Source organism: Pectobacterium artocarpous (genome assembly GCF_046159765.1).
Taxonomy (GTDB): domain Bacteria; phylum Pseudomonadota; class Gammaproteobacteria; order Enterobacterales; family Enterobacteriaceae; genus Pectobacterium.
On sequence record NZ_JBJXVK010000007.1, the window covers coordinates 42,870 to 62,543 of the forward strand.

The 19,674-nt window shown below is 53.8% G+C and carries 16 protein-coding genes; 8 read left to right on the forward strand and 8 right to left on the reverse strand.

Going from position 1 to position 19,674, the window contains the following annotated elements; all coding sequences use genetic code 11:
• The first annotated feature begins 264 nt into the window (after nt 1-264).
• Together cbl and gltP are read left to right on the forward strand one after the other, a co-directional pair.
• Nucleotides 265-1,218, forward strand: coding sequence for an HTH-type transcriptional regulator Cbl (cbl, locus tag ACKQAD_RS06230; RefSeq protein WP_039357035.1), 954 nt, complete (start codon nt 265-267; stop codon nt 1,216-1,218).
• A 425-nt stretch (nt 1,219-1,643) separates the two neighbouring features.
• Entirely contained in the window at nt 1,644-2,960 is a 1,317-nt protein-coding gene (gltP, locus tag ACKQAD_RS06235; protein WP_409159352.1) for a glutamate/aspartate:proton symporter GltP, read from the forward strand.
• Between the two features lie 77 nt (nt 2,961-3,037).
• On the opposite strand, the gene ACKQAD_RS06240 is transcribed toward gltP, so the two are convergent.
• The 4 genes from ACKQAD_RS06240 to ACKQAD_RS06255 all read right to left on the reverse strand — a co-directional run bounded on the left by ACKQAD_RS06240 (nt 3,038) and on the right by ACKQAD_RS06255 (nt 7,030).
• Nucleotides 3,038-4,141, reverse strand: coding sequence for an iron-containing alcohol dehydrogenase family protein (locus ACKQAD_RS06240; protein ID WP_409159353.1), 1,104 nt, complete (start codon nt 4,139-4,141; stop codon nt 3,038-3,040).
• Nucleotides 4,142-4,258: 117 nt separating this feature from the next.
• On the reverse strand, nt 4,259-5,125 hold the full coding sequence (locus ACKQAD_RS06245; protein ID WP_409159354.1) for an ABC transporter permease: 867 nt from the start codon (nt 5,123-5,125) through the stop codon (nt 4,259-4,261).
• Nucleotides 5,085-5,951: an ABC transporter ATP-binding protein gene (locus ACKQAD_RS06250; RefSeq protein WP_409159355.1), complete on the reverse strand. Its 867-nt coding sequence runs from the start codon at nt 5,949-5,951 to the stop codon at nt 5,085-5,087. The genes ACKQAD_RS06245 and ACKQAD_RS06250 overlap by 41 nt, the downstream gene beginning before the upstream one ends.
• A gap of 56 nt (nt 5,952-6,007) precedes the next feature.
• Entirely contained in the window at nt 6,008-7,030 is a 1,023-nt protein-coding gene (locus ACKQAD_RS06255) for an ABC transporter substrate-binding protein (RefSeq protein WP_275072219.1), read from the reverse strand.
• A 319-nt stretch (nt 7,031-7,349) separates the two neighbouring features.
• Between ACKQAD_RS06255 and ACKQAD_RS06260 the strand changes: the two genes are divergently transcribed.
• The 6 genes from ACKQAD_RS06260 to cuyB all read left to right on the forward strand — a co-directional run bounded on the left by ACKQAD_RS06260 (nt 7,350) and on the right by cuyB (nt 12,780).
• Nucleotides 7,350-8,372: a malate/lactate/ureidoglycolate dehydrogenase gene (locus ACKQAD_RS06260; protein WP_409159356.1), complete on the forward strand. Its 1,023-nt coding sequence runs from the start codon at nt 7,350-7,352 to the stop codon at nt 8,370-8,372.
• A 66-nt stretch (nt 8,373-8,438) separates the two neighbouring features.
• Nucleotides 8,439-9,452 carry a taurine ABC transporter substrate-binding protein gene (locus ACKQAD_RS06265; RefSeq protein WP_409159357.1) on the forward strand — a complete coding sequence of 338 codons (1,014 nt, stop codon included), beginning with the start codon at nt 8,439-8,441 and terminating at the stop codon, nt 9,450-9,452.
• 6 nt (nt 9,453-9,458) lie between these two features.
• Nucleotides 9,459-10,232 carry an ABC transporter permease gene (locus ACKQAD_RS06270; RefSeq protein ID WP_409159358.1) on the forward strand — a complete coding sequence of 258 codons (774 nt, stop codon included), beginning with the start codon at nt 9,459-9,461 and terminating at the stop codon, nt 10,230-10,232.
• On the forward strand, nt 10,229-11,032 hold the full coding sequence (locus tag ACKQAD_RS06275; protein ID WP_409159359.1) for an ABC transporter ATP-binding protein: 804 nt from the start codon (nt 10,229-10,231) through the stop codon (nt 11,030-11,032). Before ACKQAD_RS06270 ends, ACKQAD_RS06275 begins: the two co-directional genes overlap by 4 nt.
• 21 nt (nt 11,033-11,053) lie before the next feature.
• Nucleotides 11,054-12,067 (forward strand): D-cysteate sulfo-lyase, encoded by a 1,014-nt coding sequence (cuyA, locus tag ACKQAD_RS06280; protein ID WP_409159360.1) that lies wholly within the window; start codon nt 11,054-11,056, stop codon nt 12,065-12,067.
• Nucleotides 12,064-12,780, forward strand: coding sequence for a cysteate racemase (cuyB, locus tag ACKQAD_RS06285; protein WP_409159361.1), 717 nt, complete (start codon nt 12,064-12,066; stop codon nt 12,778-12,780). The genes cuyA and cuyB overlap by 4 nt, the downstream gene beginning before the upstream one ends.
• Nucleotides 12,781-12,997: 217 nt before the next feature.
• Here the strand turns inward: cuyB and ACKQAD_RS06290 are convergent, their stop codons facing one another.
• The 4 genes from ACKQAD_RS06290 to ACKQAD_RS06305 all read right to left on the reverse strand — a co-directional run bounded on the left by ACKQAD_RS06290 (nt 12,998) and on the right by ACKQAD_RS06305 (nt 19,570).
• Nucleotides 12,998-14,338, reverse strand: coding sequence for an anaerobic C4-dicarboxylate transporter (locus ACKQAD_RS06290; protein ID WP_409159362.1), 1,341 nt, complete (start codon nt 14,336-14,338; stop codon nt 12,998-13,000).
• A gap of 599 nt (nt 14,339-14,937) precedes the next feature.
• Nucleotides 14,938-16,284 (reverse strand): TolC family outer membrane protein, encoded by a 1,347-nt coding sequence (locus tag ACKQAD_RS06295; RefSeq protein WP_409159363.1) that lies wholly within the window; start codon nt 16,282-16,284, stop codon nt 14,938-14,940.
• Nucleotides 16,285-16,286: 2 nt separating this feature from the next.
• Nucleotides 16,287-17,645: an HlyD family type I secretion periplasmic adaptor subunit gene (locus ACKQAD_RS06300; RefSeq protein WP_409159364.1), complete on the reverse strand. Its 1,359-nt coding sequence runs from the start codon at nt 17,643-17,645 to the stop codon at nt 16,287-16,289.
• Nucleotides 17,646-17,710: 65 nt separating this feature from the next.
• The gene (locus ACKQAD_RS06305; protein WP_409159365.1) at nt 17,711-19,570 is read right to left on the reverse strand and encodes a type I secretion system permease/ATPase; all 1,860 of its coding nucleotides are present in this window, start codon (nt 19,568-19,570) and stop codon (nt 17,711-17,713) included.
• Nucleotides 19,571-19,674 lie beyond the last annotated feature (104 nt).

Here is a 19,674-nt window from a genome sequence, read left to right on the forward strand (position 1 = left end):
AGCAGGGAATAAAAACGCAGGGATAAATAGATCAGAAAGGTATAAATCATAGCGAAATGGTTGATTGATGGCATACGCGTGACAAAAACGATTTCATCTAACTATTTGATTTTGAAATTTATGTCTATTCTTTGTTAGGTAATATAGCGCGGCAGACATACCGTTAGTATAAAAAAATATAATCAACTCCATTTGCTTATTTGTTCTGGCTCTCATTACTTGCATCAATATTACTATCTGTAATAAAGGACAAGGGAGTGAAAGGTGAACTTTCAGCAACTGAAGATTATTCGTGAATCAGCACGGTGCAATTACAACCTGACCGAGGTGGCGAATACGCTGTTTACCTCTCAATCCGGCGTGAGCCGCCACATTCGCGAGCTGGAAGAAGAGCTGGGGATCGAAATTTTCATCCGGCGTGGCAAACGTCTGCTAGGCATGACTGAACCGGGGAAAGAGCTGCTGGTGGTGGCGGAGCGCATTCTGAATGACGCCAGCAATATCCGGCGACTGGCGAATGTTTTCACCAATAACGATACCGGGCAGTTGGTAATTGCGACCACGCATACGCAGGCGCGCTACAGTCTGCCGCCGGTGATTAAAGCCTTTCGTTCGCTGTATCCGCAGGTGCGTCTGGTGCTGAATCAGGGCACGCCGGATGAGATCGTGGCAATGCTCCATTCCGGTGAAGCCGATATCGGTATTGCCAGTGAGCAGTTGATTAACGATCCTTCGCTGGCGGCGTTCTCCTACTATCGCTGGCACCATTCCGTCATTGTGCCGGAGCACCACCCACTGACGCAGGAGCCGGTGATTACGTTGGAGATGCTGAATGCGGAGCCGCTGATTACCTATCGTCACGGCATTACCGGGCGTTCTCGCTTGGATCGTGCATTTCAGGCGGTGGGGATGTCGCCGGATATTACGCTGAGTGCACAGGATTCGGATGTGATTAAAACCTATGTCGAACTGGGGCTCGGAGTGGGGATTGTGGCCGATATGTCATACGATCCCGTGCGCGATAAAGGACTGGTGCGCTTGAATGCCGAGCACCTGTTTGAAGCTAACACGGTCTGGCTGGGGTTAAAAAAGGGACAGTTACAGCGTAACTATGCCTGGAAATTTATTCAGCTGTGTAACACTGAACTGTCATTAGATGACATTAAGGATAAGGTGTTCTCGGATAACGATGAAGCGGTAATTGATTACCAAATCTGATTAATGACACGTTTTCCTAACCCGATGCCCAGCCAGCATTTTTTCTGACTGGGCAGGGCTTTTCCCTTCGATGTCGTTGCGATTTCTTGTACCGCATCGCCCGTCTTCTTCTGTGCTCAATTAAGCATAAATATGGTTTATCGTGTCAACAATCTGCTTGATCTGATCGTTCTGCAATAGTAGCATCCCTGCCATAACAACAACTTATGCCTGAGTTTTTATTCGGTGATACAAATACTTGTGCGTTTTTATTGAATAATTATGTTCACGATTTTTGTGTCGCAGTAGAAAAATAACGGTAGTCATCCATCAGACATCCTTCTCACTAGTCAGTCACCTCCACGTTGATTTTTCGGTTCGCATTGCGCCGGAGTCGCGCTAGCGCCATGTTTGTGATGGCGGGGAGTTTAAAACGGAAAATGACGATGAAAACACAAAAAATCAGCCTTGCCTGGCAAATCCTTATCGCATTGGTTCTGGGTATTGCACTTGGTGCTGTGCTGCATGAACAGCAAGAAAGCCGTCAGTGGCTCATCAGCAATATTCTTAGCCCCGCGGGCGACATCTTTATCCGCCTGATTAAAATGATCGTTGTCCCGATCGTGATCGCCACGTTGATTGTCGGGATCGCAGGCGTAGGGGATGCCAAAAAGCTCGGACGCATCGGCTTCAAAACCATCCTCTATTTTGAAATCATCACGACAGTGGCGATTATCCTTGGCATCACGCTGGCTAATGTCTTCGAGCCGGGTCACGGCATTGATATGTCGACGCTGACCGCCGTTGATATTTCGCAGTATCAAAAGACCACCGAGCAGGTGCAGAGCGGTTCGCACAGTCTGGTAGGGACGGTGCTGTCGCTGATCCCGCCGAATATTTTTGCGGCGATGGCACACGGCGAAATGCTGCCGATTATCTTCTTCTCTGTGCTGTTTGGTCTGGGGCTCTCTTCATTGCCGAAAGATCATCGCGAGCCACTGCTGAACGTCTTCCGCGGCGTGTCGGAAACCATGTTCAAAGTGACGCACATGATCATGCGTTACGCACCCGTTGGGGTGTTTGCGCTGATTTCCGTCACGGTTGCTAACTTCGGTTTTGCGTCGCTGTGGCCGTTAGCCAAGCTGGTTATGCTGGTTTATGCCGCGATTTTCTTCTTTGGGCTGGTGGTGCTCGGTATTGTCGCGCGCCTGTGTAAGCTGCGTATCACCATCTTGATCCGTATCCTCAAAGATGAACTGATCCTCGCGTACTCCACCGCCAGTTCCGAAACCGTGCTGCCGCGTATCATCGAAAAAATGGAAGCCTATGGCGCACCGAAGTCGATTACCAGCTTCGTGGTACCGACCGGTTACTCCTTTAACCTCGATGGCTCTACGCTGTACCAGAGTATTGCGGCGATCTTCATCGCACAGCTCTACGGCATCGAACTGTCGATTGGGCAGGAAATCGTGCTGGTGTTAACGCTGATGCTGACGTCTAAAGGCATTGCCGGCGTACCCGGCGTGTCGTTTGTCGTGCTGCTGGCGACGCTAGGCAGCGTCGGTATTCCGCTGGAAGGTCTGGCGTTCATTGCGGGCGTCGACCGTATCCTCGACATGGCGCGCACGGCGTTGAACGTGGTGGGGAATGCGCTGGCAGTGCTGGTCATTGCCAAGTGGGAAAACCAGTTCGATGAACAGAAAGCGTTGGCCTATGAACGTGAACTGAAAGGGATAAGTACGCAACCTGCCCAGCAGGGATAATTCCCGCCATAGTAAAGTTCATAAGCAACGGGCGCGTCGAGTGATCGAGGCGCCCGTTTTTTCTTGCTCTGCTTTGACTAGGCTGCGTGGCTATTTATCACCTTGGTTTCTAACGTTTGTGTGCGCCACAGCGCCTGTTCAATACGTTCGGCATCCGTTGCAAAAGGCAGGCGGGCGGCAATTTTCGGTGCGATTTTGACGTTCTGCGCGATACTTTCAACCAGCTGTGGGCGTTCGTTCAGGCCGAGGGCACTTAGCGTGATCGGGCTTCCGTAGCGGCGCAACTGAGCGAACAGCTCTTCGCGGTCGGCGTCGTTATCGTGTTCCAGAAATGCCTGTGTCGCTAGCCCAAATCCCACTTTCTCGCCGTGTAGCCAGTCATGCAGTTCTGGCAGGCGCGTCATGCTGTTGTGAATCGCATGAGCGACGCCAATGCGTGGCACCTCATCCTTCATGCTGTTCGCCAGACCGGCTAATGCGATAACGGCGTCAATCACGCTGCGCAGAGCCGGCGTGACTAAACGTTGTTCATTATCTGCGATGGCCTGTTCGCCATAGGTATTGAATGTCTCTACGGCCAGCCGTGCGGCCTGCGCTTTAAGCGCCAATGCCAATCCGCTATCGCCGTGACGCAGATAGGGTTGAAATTCGTACCATTTCGCCAGGGCATCCACGATACCGGCTTTGAGATAGCGTGAAGGGCTGTGGGCGATGATCTCACTGTCTACCAGCACCCACACGGGTAAGCGCGTTAGCGGAAAAGCGCCGTTGTGTGCACCGCTCTCGCTGTATATCACGCTGATCGGTGACCACGCAGCGCAGGTTGCGGCAATGGTGGGAACGGCGATGACGGGTAACTGCCCCAGAATATCACCGACGGCTTTAGCGACATCCAGCACGCGCCCGCCGCCAATGCCTAAAATCAGTTCTGCGCCGAATGCTCGTGCCTGTGCCGTCAGCGCTTCTATTGCCGGTTTGGTGCAATCACCCGGCAAAAATTCGACCTGATACCGCAAGCCGTATTCACTGAGGCTGCGTTCGACGGCATCCGACGTCGTTTTCCACGCCTGTGGGCTGGTAATAATCAATACAGTGCTGGCGTAGGGCGCTGCATATTCGCCGACAGAACGAATGACGCCATCACGATTCAGATAGGTTTGTGGCGCTTGTATTGCAATCATGTTCGCGATCTCTCATCTCTGTGGGAAAAGATAAATCAGTTGTAGCAGCGATGCCGAACGCCGCAAAAGAACAATTCTGGCTATGAATGGGCAGATTTTGCATAACCAGAATGATGGCTAGCGCTGCATTCCCCAGCGTTTCACCGTGACCTTTTCGATGGTGGAAAACACCAGCCCTTCAACCAGCAGCCCGATGATGATGACGGAAGCCAGCCCGGCGAAAACGCGGTCGGTGTAAAGCTCATTACGGTTCTGGAAGATATACCAGCCCAAACCGCCGTTGCCGCTGGATGCGCCAAACACCAGTTCAGCGGCGATCAGGGTGCGCCAGGCAAACGCCCAGCCGATCTTCAGGCCGGAGATAATCGACGGTAGCGCGGCAGGAATTAGGATGGCATTGATGTAGCGAAAGCCAGTCAGGCCGTAGTTGCGGCCTGCCATACGCAGCGTTTCCGAAACGCCGAGAAAGCCGGAGTAGGTGTTCAGCGCCATCGGCCACATCACGGAATGGACGAGCACGAAGACCAGACTTTTCTCTCCCAGCCCAAACCACAGCAGCGCCAATGGCAATAACGCAATCGCGGGCAGTGGGTTGAACATGGACGTTAATGTGCCTAAGAGATCGCGTCCGAAACGGGTGGAAACCGCCAACGCGCTAAGGGCGAGTGCCAGCAGGCTGCCAATGACATAGCCTTTCAACAGCGTACCGAGTGAAACCACCATTTTCTGCGGCAGTTCGCCGCTGGCGAGATCGTCGCGAAAGGCCTGAAAGGTTTGCAAGAAGCTCGGCAGCATCAGGTCATTGTTTTGCCAGCGCGCGGCGAATTCCCACAGGATAAGTAGCCCAGCCAGCAGCACCAGCTTACGCAGCCAGGTCTGGTTCCACAGGCGCATCGTCAGCGGCAGAGGCTGGGTGAGGGTAAAATCTTTCAGCGGCGTGAGTTCACGCTGATACTCGGGCCGCACGGGGGGCTGAATGCTCATAGGGTTTACCTTGCGTGGATGTGACGGGTGAAGGTACGTCGACATCGGTTGGAAAAAGAAGATGGTGAATACGCTGTGCGGTGGTTTGAAAGGCTTCGCTGCCCTGATCGCTCAACGCAAATTGATGGCAGTTGATTTCTGCTCGCACGCGACCCGGATGCGGTGAGAGCAGCAAAATCCGGCTGCCGACGATCAGCGCTTCCTCAATCGAGTGGGTGACAAACAGCAGCGTGAAGCGAACTTCTTCCCACAGCGCCAGCAATTCTTCCTGCATTTTGCGGCGGGTCAGCGCATCCAGTGCGGCAAAAGGCTCATCCATCAGCAGCACTTTCGGCTGCATGGTCAGCGCCCGAGCGATGGCGACGCGTTGCTTCATCCCGCCAGATAACGTATGCGGATAGGCATCGGCAAATTTCGCCAGACCGACCTTATTGAGAAAATAGCGGGCGCGTTCTTCTGCTTCGGCTCGCGTTGCCTGACGGCTGGCCACCAGCGGAAACAGCGTATTCTCCAGCACGGTTTTCCACGGCGGCAACTGGTCAAATTCCTGAAAGACCATGATGCGATCCGGCCCCGGTTTGGTGACGCGCTGGCCGTCGAGGCGGATTTCACCGTCTACCGGCGACAGAAAGCCGCCGATGGATTTAAGCAAGCTGGATTTGCCACAGCCGGACGGCCCCAATAGCACAAAGCGCTCGGCGGGAAAGACGTCAAAACTCACATCATGGGTGGCGCGTACCAGACTGCGGCGCGTTCGGTATTCCAGCCCGACGCCGTCAACCTGCAACAGCGGCTGGTCAATCGTGTCGTGAGTGTGGTGTGTCATGCTTGTTCTCCTGCGTAGCGACGAGATTTTCGTCGAATGAGCGCGACGCTGAGCATTTAGCTGCCCGGCTGTTCGTGAATTTCTGCAAAGAAATAGTCTTTCCAGGAGGCGGCTTTGTTTTTCAGTACGCCAAGCTGGTGCAGTTTTTCGGCATAAACGTAGGTGCGTTCAGGGGTGATCGTGAAGTCGATCTCGGGATCGGCGACGATGCGTTTCACCAGTTCAGGATCCAGCTTCGATTTCTCTACCCGGATATAAGTGTCGGCCGCTGCGGCTTTATCTGCTTTGATGATCTGCGAGGCTTCCTTCAGTGCGTCGTAGAAGGCTCGGTAGGTTTTTGGGTTCTCATCATGGAATTTCTGCGTGGTATAGAGCACATTGAACGTTGCCTGACCGCCCAGCACGTCATAAGAACTCAGAATTTTGTGCACATTGGCATGTTCTAACGCCTGATATTGGAAAGGTGGGCTGGAAAAGTGGGCATTGATCTCGGAACCGCCGGCGATAAGTGCCGCGCTGGCATCAGGATGCGGCAGGCTGACGGAAATTTTGTCGAAGCGTTTGAAATTTTCCGCGCCGTAGAGCTTCGCGGTTTCGATTTGCAGCGTGCGTGACTGGAAGCCAACGCCAGCCGCAGGCACGGCGATACGATCTTTATCGCTCAGGTCACGGACAGATTTCACCGCCGGGTTATTGCTGAGCAAATAGTTGGGCATGGAGCCAAGTGAGGCGATGGCTTTCACATTTTGGCGACCCTGTGTGCGGTCCCACACGGTCAACATTGGTGGAACACCGGCGGAGGCCACATCCAGCGCACCGGACAGCAGCGCTTCATTGATTGCCGTCGCACCAGAAAGCGTGCGCCAGTCTACCTTGATATCCAGACCTTGCTGCTTACCGTGCTTCTCTATCAGATTCTGGTCGCGCACCACATCCAGAATCAGGTAGCCAATGCCAAACTGCTGCGCGATGCTGATGGTGCCTTCCGCATTCGCGCTAAATGCCGTTAACGTCAGGCCAATCATGGCGGCAAGGCGTGTAAAACGCGTCGATTTTTTCGTGGGTAGTGAGGGATTCATTATCGTTGTCTCATAATTAATAGTAATAGGGTTCGCAATAAAATTAGAAAAGAACCACAAGGTATTATTTCAATAAATTATTCGTCGTAAATAATGTATTAAAGAAGGCATCCTATTTTCTTAGCGCGTTGCAGCTAAAGTGTTTTTTGGAATAAGTTAGAATAAATGAGATTTTAAATAGCCATGCGTGCGATAAAACAAGTAAATAACCGCTTTAGCTAAATATTCGCTATGGATAGTCTTATTTGTCAGTTATGGATAAAGATCTGCGCGTTATAGTGGGTATATATAAATGTCTATTGTGGTATACAGAGAAAATATGCCTGTTTTTACTCATGATTATTTACGCGATTATTTACGCGATCGGCTGACAGAGAATGACGTGGACGCATCAATTGCAGAGATTGTGGCGGATAACCTCGTCGAATCCAGCCTGAAAGGGCATGACTCGCACGGTGTGAGCATGCTGCCGCGCTATATCGATGCGATTCGGGAAGGTGGACTTTCGCCCCACGCGCAGGCGGAAAAAACGCTGGATTTTGGCCCGCTGATTTCGTTCGACGGCCAGCAGGGCTTTGGTCAGGTGGTGGCAAAACAGGCAGTCGCAGAAGGTATTGCGCGTGCGCAAACGCATGGTCTGGCGGTGGTGAGTTTAGCGAATGCTCACCATCTGGGACGTATCGGCGCGTGGGCAGAACAGGCGGCGGAGGTTGGGCTGGTGTCACTGCATTTTGCCAACGTGTATACCAAACCGGTGGTGCTACCGTGGCAGGGCCAGCAGGCGCGTTTCGGGACGAATCCATTCTGCGCCGGTATTCCGGTTGAGCATGACGAGCCGGTAATTCTGGATTTTGCTACCAGCGTAATTGCCGGTAACAAAGCCCGTATTGCATGGAATGAGGGTAAACCGGTCGCACCCGGCTGTATCGTCGATAATCAGGGTAACCCAACGGTGGATCCCCGCTGGCTGATGGAACAACCTCTGGGGGCGCTACTGCCGTTTGGCGAACATAAGGGATCGGGACTGTCGTTGGTTTGTTCGTTGCTTGGCGCGGCGCTGACCGGTGGGAAAACCGAGCGCACGGCGAAAGGCGAGGGTAAGCAGATTATTAACAGTATGCTGTCGATTTTAATCGATCCGCAGAAATTAGGCGGTGCGGCAACCTATCAGCAGGAAATTCCGGCCTTATTAGAATGGGTGCGCCAATCCCGTGATGACGACGCGTTATTACTGCCCGGCGATAAAGAAAAGCAAACTTATCGTCAACGGCTGGAGAACGGTATTTTTGTCGATGATGTCAGTTGGGGGCAGCTATCTTATTTAAATAACAAAGTGGCTTGAAGGATTAATTAATAATTTATTAACTTATTTAACTGGTTTTTTTATTTATCACCATAGGGTAAAACGATGAGAAATATATTGAGTGCAGTGGGTGTCGGTGGGTTGTTATTAATGACGACATCCGTGCTGGCGGCGGAAAAACATCCTGATGAAGTTCGTGTGGCCTACAGCGGCGGCTCACAGGTATTGGTATTAGCTAAAGCCGACGGTTCGCTACAAAAAGCACTGGGCGCGCCGGTAAAGTGGGTGCAGTTTGCTTCCGGTGCTGATGCGCTGAATTATTTCGCCAGTAATGCGATAGATATCGCCAACTTTGGTTCCAGCCCGGCGACAGCTGGTATTGTCAGAAAACTTCCGGTGGAGATTGTTGGCGTATCTGGCGTGATCGCTACTTATGAGCGGCTGATTGCCAAATCTGGCATCACCACGCTAAAAGATATCGAAGGTAAGCGCGTCGCTTATCCGCCAAATTCAACGGCGCAGTACGCGCTGGAAGCGGCCATCGCGGTGAATAAACTCGACCGCAGCAAAATTACCCTCATTCCGCTACGTCCGGCTGAGATGGTGGCCGCATGGAAGCGCGGTGATATCGATGCAGGCTACGTTTGGGCACCGTTCGCACAAGAGCTGGAAGCTTCCGCTGGACACGCTATTTTTGCGACCAAAGATCTGCAAAAAGATGGCTACCTGATTTACAACAACTATGTGGTCAGAAAGGCCTTTGCCCAACAGTATCCAGAAACGGTGGCGCGCTTCCTGCGGGTACACCAGCAGAAAGTTGATGAGTTCCGTCAGAACCCGGAAAAAGCAGCGGCGATTGTGGCAAAAGAGGTGGGAGCGCCGGTCACAACAGCGACCAATACGCTGTCAGGGCTGGAATACCCGACGCTGGAACAGCAGGCGACGGCGCAATGGCTGGGTGATGGTAATCACACGGATCAGAGCGGCATCGGTCAGGCCGTCGCTAAAACGGCGTATTTCCTGGAGAGTATCGGCGAAGTTCGCCAGCGTGATATTCCCGCTTCGTTCGCCGACTCCATTAATTCCTCCTATTTGAAGCAGGCGGCGAAAGGGAATTAACGGGTCGTGAAAAGAACGTCTTATGTGTTATTGAGCATCACGTCCGTGGCGGTGGTGCTCGCCTTGTGGCAGTGGGCGGGGGCGCAGCAGTGGGTGGATCCGCTGCTGCTACCGCCGCTGTCGGATATCATCTTGACCGCCGGAGAGCTGGCGCAGGACGGCTATCGGCAGGTGTCGCTGTGGGAACATATTGCCGTCAGTGTCGCTCGGGCGCTGAGCGCCTTCAGCGTCGCGATTATCCTTGGTGTCCCGCTTGGCCTGTTGATGGGGTTATCGCCTCCGATTGCTGCCGTTTTTAATCCTTTCGTTCAGTTTCTACGGCCGTTGCCTAAAATCGCACTCATCCCGCTGGCGGTAGTCTGGCTGGGAATTGGTGAGGCATCCAAATTCTTCCTGATCTTTATCGCGACTTTTCTCAGCGTCGTGGTTGGTGCCTGTGCCGCCGTTGAGCGCGTGGAACGTTCCCGTATCCGTGTCGCACAAACGCTCGGAGCCAGCCGTCGACAGATTTTTTTCCATGTCGTGTTGCCCGATACGCTGCCGGAGCTGTTTACCACGGTGCGACTGGCTATTGGTATCGGTTGGACATCCCTGATTGCGGCGGAAATGGTCGCTGCCACCTCGGGCATCGGCTGGATGGTGATGAATGCCAGCGCCTACCTGCGTACCGATATTGTGATGTTGGGCATCTTATTATTAGGCGGCATTGGCTATGTGCTCGATCTGCTGTTGGTCGGCGCACAGCGAGTCTTCGTGCCGTGGGCGGGAAAATCATCATGACCGAACATTCTCAGCCTGATGCGCCACACATTGTCGTTGAGCGCGTGAGCCTCACATTTCCGTCAAAAACCGGTTCTCTAACGGTGCTGGATGACGTTTCTCTCCAGATTGCTAAAGGCGAATTTGTGGTGTTGCTGGGCCCTTCCGGCTGCGGCAAATCGACCATTCTCAACATGATTGCTGGTTTTGAATCCGCCGATAAGGGGCGCGTGCTGTGCGGTGGGGAGCCTGTTCGTCGTCCGGGGCCCTCGCGCGGCATGGTATTTCAGCAGGCCAATTTATTCCCGTGGCTCACCGTGCTGGAAAACGTGACGTTTGGCCCACGAATGCAGGGCGCGAATAAAGCCCAGCTTCAGCGTGACGCGGAAAACTATCTTGCCTTGGTTGGGCTGGAAGGGTTCCAGCAGCACTATCCCTGGCAGCTCTCTGGTGGGATGAAACAGCGGGTGGCACTGGCGCGCGCCTGGCTGCCGAACCCCGAGGTGCTGCTGATGGACGAACCGTTTGGTGCGTTGGATGCCCAAACCCGTTTGATGATGCAGGAACTGCTGCTATCTGCCTGGCAGAAAACCGGCACCACGCTGTTATTTGTCACGCATGACGTGGACGAAGCGCTGTTTTTAGCCGACCGGGTACTGGTGATGTCCGCACGTCCCGGTCGTATTGCGGAGACGATCCCGCTGCCGTTTGGTCGCGAGAGAGAAATTGAAACCTTGGCACAGCATCCTGACTACGCCGCACTGAAGCAGCGTATTTTACATCGCGTTCGTGAAGAAGCGCGTCGTCACCTCAATCTGTAATTCGTATTTCAGGAGAATATTATGCACCTTGCCCGATTCCCCCGTTTATCACTGGGCCATTTTCCCACGCCGCTGGAGGCGTTACCGAACCTGTCCGCCTATCTGGGTGGGCCGACGATTTACATCAAACGTGACGACGCCACAGGGTTGGCGACCGGCGGCAATAAAACCCGCAAGCTGGAGTTCCTGCTTGCGGATGCGCAGCAGCAGGGCGCGGATGTCATCATCACGCAGGGCGCGACGCAGTCTAACCATGTGCGACAAACTATTGCGGCGGCGGCAAAGCTGGGGCTGAAAACCAAGGTACTGCTGGAAAAGCGCGTGGAGGACTACGGTGAAGATTATCAGCGTTCCGGTAACGTGCTGCTGGATAACCTGCTTGGCGGTGAAATTATCGATCATCTGCCTGCGGGTACGGATATGCAGCAGGCGATGGAAACGTTAGCAGAATCACTGCGCAAAGAAGGATTGAAGCCTTATGTCATCCCCGGCGGCGGCTCCAGCCCGGTAGGCGCGTTGGGCTATGCTGCCTGTGCGGAAGAGCTGTTATTTCAGTCCAGCCAGCAGCGTCTGCGTATCGATCATATTGTCCACGCGACGGGCAGCACCGGCACGCAGGCTGGATTGGTGACCGGGCTGGTGGCGACGAACAGCCAGATCCCACTATTAGGCATCAGCGTCAGAGCACCGAAAGCGAAGCAGGAAGAGAATGTTTACGCGTTAGTACAGCGTACCTGGCAACTGCTGGGGATTCCGGGCGAACTGCTGCGCAGCGCGGTGCAGGTGAACAGCGACTATGTCGGCAAAGGGTACGGTATTCCAACCGAAGGAACGCTGGAGGCGCTCAGGCTATTGGCACAGTTGGAAGGAATTTTGCTCGATCCGGTCTATTCCGGCAAAGGAATGGCGGGGCTGATCGATCTGATTCGCCAAGGGCATTTTCGCGCCGATGAAAACATTGTTTTCATCCATACCGGCGGTTCGGCGGGGTTGTTTGGCTATCGTCAACTGTTCGAACAAACGGCCGCGCAATGAGTACACCGCTGATTGGCGTGCTGGGCGGGATGGGGCCGCTGGCGACGGTCGATCTGTTGCATAAAATTGTTGAAGAAACGCCCGCCAGTCGCGATCAGGATCATGTGCCGGTGGTGGCCTGGAACGTACCGCAGATTCCCGATCGCCAACAGGCGCTGGCAGGTACTGGTGAATCGCCGCTGCCGACGCTGTTGCATGCTATCCGGCAGCTTAATCGCCTGTCGGTCAGCCACATTGTGGTGCCATGCAATACGGCGCACCATTGGTTTGACGCGTTGACGGAAGCAAGTGATGCACCGCTGCTGCATATTGCCGATGCCACGCTGCACGCGCTGACACAGGCAGATAAGGCAAAGGCATCACCGCGTAAAATCGGGCTGATTGCGACTCACGGGACGCTCAATGCCGGATGGTACCAGCAGCGTTTTGCCACGCAGTTAGGTGCGGAAACCGTGGTGCCGAACGAACAGGAAATGACAACGCTCTTCGTGCCGGGGTGCTATGCGGTAAAACGTGGAGAATTACAGCACGGTGGACGGTTGCTGGATCAGTTAGCGGTACAGCTGGTGGAACGGGGAGCCGAACGTCTGGTGCTGGCCTGCACGGAAGTCCCGCCTGCACTGGACGCCGTGTCGTCACGCTGGCGGGGCATCAGTATCGATCCGACACGCGCGCTGGCGCAGGCCTGCGTTCGTATCTGGCAACAGAAATGAAAGCCGCCCATTGCTGGACGGCGATATTGTAGATAACTCTATTTACAGAATGAAAACGGTGATAATGGAATAGAAGAGTAAAGCGTTTGTGCCAGGGATGGCACAATCCGAGCGTACAGGGATGTATTTATAGCGTCTTTACGATCTATCCATTATCACCGCCCCACGGTTTTTGTCAGTCGCCTAGCCGCCCATTGCTGGGCGGTTTTTCGGAAGATTACAGGAAGCCGTACATGGCGGCGAACACCCAGCCAAAGATACAGGATGTGGTTACGCCAATGAGTCCTGGCAGGATGAAGCTGTGGTTGATAACGAAACGGCCAATCTTGGTGGTGCCGGAACGATCAAATTGGATGGCCGCCAGATCGCTTGGGTAGGTCGGCAGAATGTAGTAACCATAGCAGGCTGGTGCGGATGCCACGATGTACGCCGGATCCACGCCGATAGCCAGCGCGACGGGGACAATGGCCGCCAGCGCCGCTGCCTGCGAGTTTACGAACTTCGATACAATCAGCAGGATAATCGCGTAAGCCCAGGGATAAACTTTCACCCACGAACCCAGCGTCGCTTTGATCTCTTCCAGATGCGCGCCGAACATGGTTTCCGCCATCCAGGCGATACCGTATACCGCGACGATGGCAATCATCCCTGAACGGAACACTTCATTCTTCGAGATCGATGACGGATTGGTTTTGGTCGCAATGATGATGACGGCACCAGAAAGCAGCATAAACATCTGAATAACGAGCACCATCGACAGCGGCTTCCCGCCAAAGGCTGGACGTAGCCCTTCAACGGCACCCAGAATCGCTACCGCCGCGATGGTTGCCAGAAAGATCCACATGGCGACCCAGTTACTGCGTGGCAGTTTTCTGTCCAGCAATGTGGCGGTATCACCATACACATACTGCTTGTTTTCAGGTTCGGCGATGAATTTCTGGAAATCTTCATCCTTGTCCAGTTCCTTGCCGCGGAACCAACTGAAAATCCCAATCGCCAGAATACCCAACAGAGTCGAAGGAATGGTGATGGACAGCAGGTCGAGGAATCCCAAATGTTTGCCCTGGAAGGTGAAATTAGCCAGCATGGCGACCAGAGACACTACCGCAACAGAGACTGGACTGGCGATAATCCCCATCTGTGCACCGATGGAACTGGCTGCCATCGGTCTTTCAGGGCGGATATTATTCTTGATGGCGACATCATAAATAATCGGCAGAATGGTATATACCACATGGCCTGTACCGCACAGGATCGTCAGAATACAAGTGACGAACGGCGCAATAATCGAAACGTATTTCGGGTTACGCCGTAGCATACGTTCCGCGATTTGCAGCATGACATCCAGCCCGCCGGATGCCTGAAGCGTTGCCGATGCGGCCACCACGGCAATAATGACCAGCATGACATCAACAGGTGGTTTACCTGGTTGCAGTTTAAAAATAAAGACCAGAATAACAAGTCCAATCCCGCCTAATAAACCCAGCGCGATCCCGCCTTTTCTTGCCCCGTAAAAAAGGCAGATCAGGACAATGACTAATTGAATGATGAAATCCATAGTAGCCCCATTGCATTGCTTTATAAGATGAAATGATTAGTTAGAATTAAAATAAGTGAGTTTTTACTGTGGGTACTATATGGACGGGTTGTTATTTGTTTTCTTGATCTAAATCTAATAATTTTTATCTTTGTCTTCTTTCCTGAAAATAAAAGATCTCGCTCGCAATAATTATGTCTTTGTGATTTATTTAGTTATTTAAATGTAAATTTAATTTATTAATGTGGGGTGGTGCTGTTTTTTACTCTCTTTGTTATTAATTTGTTTGTTTTTATTGATGAGTGATTAACTGTGTGTTCTTGTCTTGTTGGTTTTTGTTTGTGTTATTTTTTATTTCTGGTTAATTTTATTGAGGTAATCATGCCTTATTAGAAATAAAAAATTAATTATAAAGTAATCATTCTCGGTATTGTGTTGTTTTTAAATGATTAGTTTGAAAACGAAAAAATTAACAGCGCATTCGTCGCAAAAGTCAATTGATGTCCACGAAATAGGGTTAGCGATGGTGCATATCTGAATACGCTATCAAATTTGTAGCGCAATTGGTTATTAATATAAATATTTTATAAATGATAAGAATATATCGTTATCGTTCACCTTTACGTATGCACGAAATAGGCCGCTAACTGACGTAGCGTTTGTTCGTCGAGCGTACCGGCGTAGTAACGCAACTGTAGCCAGGCTGTCAGCCAGGTATAACGCGCTTCGGTCAGATCGCGCCGTGCGCCGTAGAGCTGCTGTTCGGCATTTAGCACGTCAAGATTTACGCGCTCCCCGCCCTGAACGCTTTTCTGTGTGGCGGTGACGAGCGCCAGCGCCGACTTTTCTGCCAGTTCATAGGCGCGGATTTTCGCCTGACTGCTGGTGACCAAATTAAACTGACGGCGCAGTTCCGTCTGGATTGTCGCCGTCTGTTCATCTTTTTCTCGCGCGGTTTGCTGATAGCGCTCCTTTGCCTGACGCGTTGCCGCCGAGACGCCGCCGCCAGCAAAGATCGGCACGCTGACGCGGATACCAATCGATCGCGTGTCGTATTTCTGGTTGTAGCTATTTTCGGTGTCTGACTGCGTGTTGCGCGTGCTGGCGACCAGCGTGACCTGTGGCAGGTGACCCGCCCGGTTACGCTCAATACCGTATTTCGCCACGGCCAGCGATTGGTTTAGCGCCAATAGCTGCGCGTTGTGGCGGAGCGCCAGAGATTGCCAGTGCTGATAGCTCGCAGGCTGAAGCGGCTGCGGCGTAAAGCGTGGCGTTAACGCCGCGAGCTGCTCTACGCCAACGGGTATCCCCAACAGCGTTTCCAGTTCGCGCAGGCTGATATCAAGGTTGTCCTGTGCCTCAATAAGCTGTGCTTCCGTCAGGTTGACGCGCGCTTCGGTTTCCAGCATATCGGTGCGCGTGCCTTCTCCCTGCTGGAAGAGGCGTTGATTCAGCTGATATTGCTCGCGATATGCGCGCTGTTGTGCCTGAACCAAGGCGATCTGCTCACGGCTAAACAGTACATTGGTGTAGGCCTGGAACAGACGCACGAGCAGTTGCTGGCTGGCATCGCGCAGTTGTTCGTCTGCCAGCACGGCGCTAGCTTCGCCCTGCTGATAGCGTGACCATGCCGCGTAGTCGATCAGCGGTTGTTGTAGAGAAAAACTGGAGGCGTGGCTGGTGTAATCTCGATTCGTTTGTTGGCCACCTGCGGTCACTGTGGAATCGTTGCGGGACTGGCTATAGTCATAGGTGACTTTTGGCAGCAACCCCGCACGTCCGATGTTCTTCTCTTCGCTATCGGCGTTACGCGCGTGTACGGCGGCCTGAAAGGTCGGATCGTGCGTCAGCGCCTGCTGCCAGGCTTCCATTAAACCCAGAGCCTGGCCCGGTATGCTGTAGGCCAGCGCGAGAAAAAACGCGACGGCACAGGTCGCCGCGCGATAAACGGATGAAAGGCGCAGCATGCTTACTCCTCGGTCAGCGCCAGATGCAGGCGATCGGAAAGCGGTTTGAACAGGTAATTGAGCAGAGAGCGTTCACCGGTACGGATAAAGGCTTCCACCGGCATGCCGGGGCGGACGTCGAGCCCAGACAGCGGTTGTTTACCCTGTCCATCAACCTGAATACGCAGTGCGTAATAGGGTTTTCCTGTTTGTTGATCGACGAGTTGATCGGCGCCGATGAGTGCGACGACGCCGGAAATACGCGGTGTGGTGCTTTGGTTGAACGCAGAAAACAGCAGTTCGACCGGCAACCCGTTATTGACTCTGTCCACCAGTTCAATAGGCAGCTGTGCGTCAATTAATAACGGTTGCCCATCGGGAACGATCTCCATCAGTATCTGTCCGCTATTCACTACGCCGCCTTCGGTATGCAGCGCCAGCCCGACCACTGTGCCGCTGGCGGGTGCGCGAATATGCGTGTGCTGAAGCTCATATTCCGCCGTTTTCAGCCGCTGGGTGAGATCCTGAATGGAGCGCTGGATATCGGCGAGCTGGGCGCGTACCTCTTTTTGGTATTCGTTCTGGCGTTGCTGAATATTTTGCTCCAGCTCGGCGACCTGCTGCTGAAGCTGTACCTGATTATTCCGTTCCTGCGCAATTGCGCCCGCCAGTTGGGCAGCCTGCCGTTCGACGTCCAGCAGGCGGTTACGGGCGATATAGCCTTCCTGCGCCAGCGGACGCAGCCCGCGTAGTTGCTCATTAATAATCTGGAATTGCGTTTGGCTACTGGCAAGCAGCGCCTGTGAACCCTGAGACTGCGCTTTTACCCCGATAATGGCGGCCTGCATCGCGGCACGTTCCTGTTGCAGCGCCGCACGACGGCTGATGAAGAGCTGCTGGTGGGCTATCTGGATCTGCTGCGTGACGGTGCTGGGTGGCACGGTGGAGGCAGGGAAGGAGAGCGTACTGAGATCGTCGCGTTCCGCCAGCAGGCGCGCTTCGCCTGCGTGCGCTTCCTGAAGCTGCGTTGCCAGGTTATCACGCTGTGCCTGAGCAGGTGTTTGATCCAGCGTGGCAAGAATTTGTCCGGCCTGCACGCGGTCACCATCCCGCACGTTGAGGGAAGCGATGCGTCCACTGCTAACGGGCTGTACAACCTTTCGGTTATCCGCGACAACGACTCGACCGGACACCGCGACCCCTTTATCTAATGGCGCCATGCCCGCCCACAGCAGTAGACCACCAAAGCCGAACAGAATCAGCCAGAGTCCATGCTTCAAATAGCGACTAGCATCGGTATGTAACGGCATCGCCGCAACGTTATCCTCCACTCGAGGCAGAGGGGCGGTTGGCTGTGATGTGACCTCGCGTAACGCGGACATGATTATCCTCTTCTTTCCATGATGCTTTTCTGACGGCAGGCGTTCGTTATCAATGCGCTAACCCCTCATTTATCCAGTGCGGCACGAGGCGGCATCGGCGCGCTGTACACCATACTCAGCGCGGAGGAACCGGGCACTTTTGGGGTAAAGGCAATTGCGGCGTCAACTGTGTTAACCGGTACAGGTTTGGCGCTGGTGGGCTTCGTCATCGGTTTGGTCAGAGAAGCATTGGCGGGCTTGGCGCGCTGTAGTTCTTTCAGTACCTGTTCTGTTGCGCCGAAATACTGAATCTGCCCGGCGCACAGGACTAACAGCTTATTGGCGCAGGACAGCAGGGCGGGCTTATGTGTGATCAGTACCTGCGTACTTTTGGCTTCCTGCTGGGCGGCAATCGCGGCCAATAAGGCTTTCTCGCCGTCGTCATCCAGGCTGGCATTGGGCTCGTCCATCACAATCAGACGCGGCTGGTTATAAATGGCTCTGGCAAGTGCGACACGCTGTTTTTGACCACCGGACAGCCCGGCACCACCTTCACCCAGTTGTGTATCGTAGCCCTGCGGCAGTCGCAGAATCATTTCGTGTACGCCTGCCGTGACGGCGGCAGCAACGATCTTTTCTGCATCCGGCTGAGTGAAGCGGGCGATGTTTTCGGCAATCGTCCCGCTGAAAAGCTGAACATCCTGCGGCAGATAGCCGACGAAGCGGCCCAAATCGCCTTTGTCCCACTGGTGCATGTCTGCGCCGTCCAGCCTGACTTTGCCGCCGAGAGCGGGCATGGCGGCAACCAACAGACGGGCGAGGGTGGATTTACCTGAACCAGAAGGACCCAGCACGCCGAGCACATCGCCGGGAGCCAGTTCGAACGTGATGTTGGTGAGTATGGGAGTTCGCGTGTTAGGGGCGTTAGCGCTGAGCTGTTCCACCTGAAGTTTACCTTCTGGTGCAGGCAGCGCCATGCCAGCGGGACGTTCCGGGTGATTATCAAGCAAGAGATTGACCCGTTGCCAAGCGAGACGCGCCTGCATCCACTGTTTCCAGACGCCAATGATCTGATCGATCGGACTGAGCACGCGGCTCACCAGTATGGAACCTGCGATCATCATGCCGGGTGTAATATCCCCGTTGACGGCCAGCAACGCGCCCAGACCCAGCATCAGCGACTGAAGCGCCAGTCGGGTACTCTTTGTCAGCGAGGTAATGTTGGCACTTTTTTCGCTGGCTACGTTCTGATAATAGAGGAACGCTTTATGCTGCGTCAGCCAGCGTTCACGCATGGCGGGGAGCATACCCATGGCTTCGATCGCATCGGCGTTGCGCAGGTTAGCGTTAGCCTGCTGTGTCGCCTGAACGGTATTTTTTGCGGCTAAGGCCAAAGGCTCGCGTGTGAGTTTTTGATTCAGCAAGGCCAGCACAATCAGTATGATCGCCCCTACCAGCGCCATAACGCCCAGCCAGGGATGAAGTAAGAAGATCACCAGCAGATAAACCGGAAACCACGGCGCATCAAAGAAGGCGAACAGCGCATTCCCGGTGGCGAACTGGCGCAGGGCGGTCAGATCGTTTAAGGCTTGCCCGGCTCCCGCCGTGCCGTTTCTGAGATTGCTTTCAAATGCCGCATTGTAGATGCGCTGATTCAGGCGCATATCCATCTGCGTACCGAGGCGGATCACCACGGCGCTACGTATCCATTCCAGTAATCCCATCAATAAAAACAGGCCCAGCATAATGAGCGTCAGCATTGCCAGCGTCATGGTGCTGCTGGAAGGCAATACGCGGTCATAAACCTGGAGCATATAAATCGCCGGTGCCAGCATCAGCAGGTTGATGACGGCGCTGAACAGGCCAATTCCCCAAAATCCCTGACGGTAGGCGGCCAGCGCGTCGATAATTTCCCTGCCTGATGAAGCCGGATGGGATGCGGGCATGGGATGTTCCTTCTGCAATAAAGTGCCATCGTTCTCACCGTGGTGTACCCACAAGGTGGAAAAGCGGTTAGCCGTACCGCTATTGACGTGGTTTGCCAACGGTT